This is a genomic window from Acidobacteriota bacterium, from assembly GCA_016703965.1.
GTDB lineage: Bacteria > Acidobacteriota > Blastocatellia > Pyrinomonadales > Pyrinomonadaceae > OLB17.
This window is the reverse complement of the sequence record JADJBB010000029.1, coordinates 1-6,584: the sequence shown is the minus strand read 5'-3', so window position 1 is coordinate 6,584 and position 6,584 is coordinate 1. Positions and strand designations below refer to the sequence as shown.

Genomic DNA, 6,584 nt, shown 5'->3' with positions numbered 1-6,584 from the left:
CACGGGCAATTAGTACTGGTTAGCTTCACACATTACTGCGCTTCCACACCCAGCCTATCAACGTTGTAGTCTTCAACGGCCCTTTAGAATCAAGTTCCCAGGGATATCTCATCTCGAGGCGAGTTTCCCGCTTAGATGCTTTCAGCGGTTTATCTCTTCCCGATTGCTACCCGGCGATGCGACTGGCGTCACAACCGGTACACCAGAGATTCGTCCCTCCGGTCCTCTCGTACTAGGAGCAGGCCCCCTCAAATATCCAGCGCCCACGGCAGATAGGGACCAAACTGTCTCCGACGTTTTAAACCCAGCTCACGTACCACTTTAAATGGCGAACAGCCATACCCTTGGGACCGGCTACAGCCCCAGGATGTGATGAGCCGACATCGAGTTGCCAAACTCCGCCGTCGATGTGAACTCTTGGGCGGAATCAGCCTGTTATCCCCAGAGTACCTTTTATCCGTTGAGCGATGGCCCTTCCATACAGAACCACCGGATCACTATGACCTGCTTTCGCACCTGCTCGACTTGTTGGTCTCGCAGTCAAGCCTTCTTTTTGCCATTGCACTATCAGTACGATGTCCGACCATACCTGGAAGACCTTCGTACTCCTCCGTTACCTTTTGGGAGGAGACCGCCCCAGTAAAACTGCCCACCATGCACGGTCCCCGATCTGGAATCACAGACCTGAGTTAGGACCTAAACGACACCAGGGTAGTATTTCAATGTCGGCTCCACCAGAACTAGCGTCCCGGTCTCAATGCCTCCCACCTATCCTACACAAGTCCCGTCAAAGTCCAATGCAAAGCTACAGTAAAGGTTCATGGGGTCTTTCCGTCTAGCCGCGGGGAGATTGCATCTTCACAAACACTTCAACTTCGCTGAGTCTCAGGAGGAGACAGTGTGGCCATCGTTACGCCATTCGTGCAGGTCGGAACTTACCCGACAAGGAATTTCGCTACCTTAGGACGTTATAGTTACGGCCGCCGTTTACCGGGGCTTCGATCAAGAGCTTGCACCCATCACTACCTTCCGGCCCGGGCAGGCGTCACACCCTATACGTCCACTTTCGTGTTTGCAGAGTGCTGTGTTTTTAATAAACAGTCGCAGCCACCGATTCTCTGCGGCCCCTTCGCCCTTCGGATGTGCTCCTACAAGCTAACGGGGCATACCTTCTCCCCAGTTGCGCGTCACATTTGCCGAGTTCCTTCTCCTGCGTTCTCTCAAGCGCCTTAGTATCTTCTATCTGCCCACCTGTGTCGGTTTGCGGTACGGTCACTCTACGACTGAAGCTTAGAGGCTTTTCCTGGAAGCAGGGTATCAGTTACTTCGCACTCAAAGAGCGCTCGTCATCACGCCTCAGCTTAGCTCTCCGGATTTGCCTAAAGAGCACGCCTACACGCTTAAACCACCTATTCCAACAGATGGCTAACCTAACCTTCTCCGTCCCCCATCGCATCATAGGCGGTACAGGAATATTGACCTGTTTCCCATCGACTACGCATTTCTGCCTCGCCTTGGGGCCGACTCACCCTGCGCCGATGAACGTTGCGCGGAAACCTTGGGCTTTCGGCGAGGGTGCTTTTCCACACCCTTTATCGCTACTCATGTCAGCATTCGCACTTCTGATATCTCCAGCATCCTTTACAAGACACCTTCACAGACTTACAGAACGCTCCCCTACCATGCATAAAATGCATCCGCAGCTTCGGTTCATGGCTTGAGCCCCGTTACATCTTCCGCGCAGGGACGACTCGACTAGTGAGCTATTACGCTTTCTTTAAAGGGTGGCTGCTTCTAAGCCAACCTCCTAGCTGTCTATGCCTTCCCACCTCGTTTTCCATAGCCATGGATTGGGACCTTGGCTGGCGGTCTGGGTTGTTTCCCTCTTGACAACGGACGTTAGCACCCGCTGTCTGTCTCCGTGTATCACTTTCCGGTATTCGGAGTTTGCTATCGCGAGGTAGATCGCAATGACCCCTCAACGATTACAGTGCTCTACCCCCGGAAGTGTCCGCACGAGGCACTACCTAAATAGTTTTCAGGGAGAACCAGCTATTTCCAAGTTTGTTTAGCCTTTCACCCCTATCCACAGCTCATCCCCTAATTTTTCAACATTAGTGGGTTTCGGACCTCCCAGTGCGTGTTACCGCACCTTCATCCTGTGCCGGATAAATCACTTGGTTTCGGGTCCTGCCCAACAACTATGTCGCCCTTATCAGACTCGCTTTCGCTACGCCTCCTATCCGGTTAAGCTTGCTACTGAACGTAAGTCGCTGACCCATTACAAAAAGGTACGCAGTCACCCACAAAGGAGGCTCCCACTGTTTGTATGCATGCGGTTTCAGGATCTATTCCTCCTCCCGGGGGTTCTTTTCGCCTTTCCCTCACGGTACTGGTTCACTATCGGTCGATCACGAGTATTTAGCCTTGGAGGATGGTCCCCCATCTTCAGACAGGATTTCTCGTGTCCCGCCCTACTTGTCGCACGCTCAGACCCGCCCACTACTTTTCGCATACGGGGCTATCACCCCACTATCGCCAGCCTTTCCAGACTGTTCTGCTAAGTAATCGGTTTTCGTGCAGGCTCATCCCCGTTCGCTCGCCACTACTTGGGGAATCTCGGTTGATTTCTTTTCCTCCAGGGTACTTAGATGTTTCAGTTCTCCCGGTTCGCTTCCACATCCTATGTATTCAGGATGGGATACCTTAACGGGTGGGTTTCCCCATTCGGACATCGGGGGATCAACGCTCCATTGCCAGCTCCCCCGCTTTTCGCAGGCTTCTGCGTCCTTCATCGCCTGTGATCGCCAAGGCATCCACCACATGCACTTCTTCGCTTGATCCTATAACCTTGCACTCTGGGTCGCCCCAAAGTACGCCGCCATAGCCGAACTCGCGTTTGTGCGCATCACCACCGCGCTGGTTCAAAGCCAGCGATGATGCTAAAAATGCAATCACACAACCCATGCAGCCCCCGTCTCATCAACAGAGAACTGCACACTTCTTCCACTTTGTTAAAGATCGAACAGTCTTACTCGTAAAAACCAGAACAAAGAAGACTCAATCAAACTCCCCTTGCGAATCCGCTTCCTTCTGATCTCTTGGTGGAGGCAGTCGGGATCGAACCGACGACCCCGGCTTGCAAAGCCGGTGCTCTCCCAGCTGAGCTATGCCCCCTCGGATACGCTGGTGGGTCAGGTAGGAATCGAACCTACGACCCCCGCCTTATCAAGACGGTGCTCTAACCGACTGAGCTACTGACCCCGTACTTGCACGAGGACCCGCTCAGTGTCCAGAAAGACAGCTCACGCTTCACTTTCCGAACGCTGACGCCTGACCTCTTACTGTTCTTTAAAAAACAACCGATAGGTTGTGGATGCTCGAGTCCAGAGTTTTCTCTAGAAAGGAGGTGATCCAGCCGCACCTTCCGATACGGCTACCTTGTTACGACTTCACCCCAGTCATGAAGCTCACCGTGGTAAGCGCCCTCCTTGCGGTTAAGCTACCTACTTCTGGTAAACCCCACTCCCCATGGTGTGACGGGCGGTGTGCCACGACCCGGGAACGTATTCACCGCAGCATGCTGATCTGCGATTACTAGCGATTCCGACTTCGCGGAGTCGAGTTGCAGACTCCAATCCGGACTACGATCGGCTTTCTGGGATTGGCTCCACCTCGCGGCTTGGCAACCCTCTGTACCGACCATTGTATGACGTGTGAAGCCCTACCCATAAGGGCCATGAGGACTGACGTCATCCCCACCTTCCTCCGGTTTGTCACCGGCAGTCTCACTAGAGTGCCCAACTTAATGATGGCAACTAATGACAAGGGTTGCGCTCGTTGCGGGACTTAACCCAACATCTCACGACACGAGCTGACGACAGCCATGCAGCACCTGTGTTCAGGTTCCCTTTCGGGCACCCCTCAATCTCTCAAGGATTCCTGACATGTCAAGGGTAGGTAAGGTTTTTCGCGTTGCATCGAATTAATCCACATCATCCACCGCTTGTGCGGGTCCCCGTCAATTCCTTTGAGTTTTAACCTTGCGGCCGTACTCCCAGGCGGTCAACTTCACGCGTTAGCTGCGTTACTCAATGAGTCTCCTCACCGAAACAACTAGTTGACATCGTTTAGGGCGTGGACTTCCAGGGTATCTAATCCTGTTTGCTCCCACGCTTTCGTGCATGAGCGTCAGTACTGGCCCAGGAGGCTGCCTTCGCCATCGGTGTTCCTCCGCATATCTACGCATTTCACTGCTACACGCGAATTCCACCTCCCTCTGCCGTACTCTAGTTATGCAGTCACAAACGCAGTTCCCAGGTTGAGCCCGGGGATTTCATCTGTCTTACATAACCGCCTGCGCACGCTTTACGCCCAGTAATTCCGATTAACGCTCGCACCCTACGTATTACCGCGGCTGCTGGCGCGTAGTTAGCCGGTGCTTCTTCTTACGGTACCGTCATCCACATCGGGTATTCACCGATGCGTTTTCTTTCCGTCTGAAAGAGCTTTACAACCCGAAGGCCCTTCTTCACTCACGCGGCATGGCTGGATCAGGGGTTGCCCCCCATTGTCCAAAATTCCCCACTGCTGCCTCCCGTAGGAGTCTGGGCCGTGTCTCCAGTCCCAGTGTGGCGGATCATCCTCTCAGACCCGCTACGGATCGTCGCCTTGGTAGGCCTTTACCCCACCAACTAGCTAATCCGACATCGGCCGCTCCAATCGCGCGAGGCCTTTCGGTCCCCGCTTTCTCCCCTCAGGACGTATGCGGTATTAGCGTAACTTTCGCTACGTTATCCCCCACGACTGGGTACGTTCCGATGCATTACTCACCCGTTCGCCACTCGTCAGCGGAGCAAGCTCCCTGTTACCGTTCGACTTGCATGTGTAAAGCATGCCGCCAGCGTTCAATCTGAGCCAGGATCAAACTCTTAAGTTCAATCCACAAAACTCCAGAAATCTGACGATTTCTGCAAGTACTACAATTTCTTCATGCAGCCTGGCACGCCAGGCTGCCCCTGAAATCGAGCACCCACACCTATCGGTTGTTCATCTTTTAAAGAACCGCTGCAATTTTGCGCCAGCGAAGAGGTGCGCATTCTACAGATCAAAATCCCTCTGTCAAGCCTCGCGTGCAAAAAACAAACCCAACACGCAAAGCCCGCTGCAACATCCGAAAAATACAACACCTTCGGCTTCAACCCCTTCACCGCCCGCTCCGTCACCAGAGACGCTGCAGCAAGAGAGGCCGCATTATAAAGAACTATCAAAGTGAGTCAAGGGATTAAAGAGATAAATCTACTCAATAGCGACTCGCGCAAACTTGCGCTTACCTACCTGCAGAGTAAGCGTTAAGCCTGCGGCGTGATTGCCGGCTATTTTCCGATGTTGTAGAGGTCGGAACGAAGCGGGTTGGCGGCGAAGTGGGTCTTCCACAGCCTGGGGTGAGCAGGTGGACGTCGGCAGCGGGGTGTTGGCCGCGCTGGAGCACATCGACCAGGTAGTCGTAGGGATCGACGCCGTGCAGGCGGCAGGTGACGATGAGGCTCTGGACGATGCCGATATGCTTGGCGCCGAGTTCTGTCCAGGCGAACATCCATGCCTTCCGCCCCATTGGAATTGCCCTCAGCGCCCGCTCGAGGTGATTGGTGTCGATGGGGACATCCGGATCGGTGAGGAAGACTTCCAGTGCGTTTCGTCGGTTTCGGGCGTAGGCCAGGGCCTTGGTGAACGGGCTGCTCGGTAGCAAAGCCCTGGTTTTCAAACTGGCGGGCCACCCACTGGAAGAACATTTCGACCCGCGGTTTTGCGTGCGTCAGGCGGTAGTCGCGTTTCTTCTCGCCGGTGAGCTTCTTGTCGCGGATGTCGGCTTCGATGGCATAGATCGCACCGATGTGATCGAGCCCCTCGGCCACTGCGGTCGGCTCGGCATCCTTCGCTTCAAATAGCTCTCGTCTGGCATGAGACTTATGTGGAGTTCCACATAAGGCGCACTGCCGACGCGAGTTCATCAACGCCGAAGCGGCCGAGCCCGCGCTGGCGGCCAAGGCGCTCGAGTCCATCGGCGCCCTCTACGCGCTCGGAAGCGAAGATCCGGGAGGCCAAACTCAAGGGGACGCCAAGCGCGAGTACCGGCTCGATCACGCACGGCCGATCGTCGAGGGCGTTCTTCGGCTGGGTGAAGGACAGTCTGGCGGCCCAGGGGCTCTTGCCCAGCAGCCCGCTGACCAAGGCGCTCGCTTACGCGCACAAGCGACGCGCGGCGCTGGAAGTGTTTCGACCGACCCGGATGTGCCGATCGACACCAACCACCTCGAACGGGCGCTACGGCCAGTTCCGATGGGTCGGAAAACTGGATGTTCAGCTGGACCGAGCTGGGCGCCCCGCATGTTGGCGTCGTCCAGAGCCTGATCGCGACCTCTCGGCTGCACCAGGTCGATCCGTACGACTATCTCGTCGACGTCCTCCAGCGTGTTGGCCAACACCCGGCCGCCGACGTCGCACAGCTCACCCCCCGGCTGTGGGCGCAGCACTTCGGAAAGACACCGCTGCGCTCGGATATCTCAACACGTGGCGTAGCAAGA

Annotated in this window: 1 protein-coding gene, 2 tRNA genes, 2 rRNA genes and 1 pseudogene; 1 reads left to right on the top strand and 5 read right to left on the bottom strand. The window is 55.3% G+C overall.

The window, feature by feature from the left end; translation table 11 throughout:
* The 5 genes from IPG22_23310 to IPG22_23290 all read right to left on the bottom strand — a co-directional run.
* Positions 1-2,843: ribosomal RNA gene (locus IPG22_23310) — 23S ribosomal RNA — on the bottom strand; the annotation flags it as partial.
* A 259-nt stretch (positions 2,844-3,102) separates the two neighbouring features.
* Positions 3,103-3,177, bottom strand: a tRNA-Ala gene (locus IPG22_23305).
* 10 nt (positions 3,178-3,187) lie between these two features.
* Positions 3,188-3,264 (bottom strand) — tRNA-Ile (locus tag IPG22_23300).
* 138 nt (positions 3,265-3,402) lie between these two features.
* Positions 3,403-4,939: ribosomal RNA gene (locus tag IPG22_23295) — 16S ribosomal RNA — on the bottom strand.
* A 436-nt stretch (positions 4,940-5,375) separates the two neighbouring features.
* The gene (locus tag IPG22_23290) at positions 5,376-6,062 is read right to left on the bottom strand and encodes a transposase (protein ID MBK6591190.1); all 687 of its coding nucleotides are present in this window, start codon (positions 6,060-6,062) and stop codon (positions 5,376-5,378) included.
* Here IPG22_23290 and IPG22_23285 point away from each other — a divergent pair.
* Positions 5,992-6,584: pseudogene (locus IPG22_23285) on the top strand (transposase). The gene IPG22_23290 and the pseudogene IPG22_23285 overlap by 71 nt on opposite strands.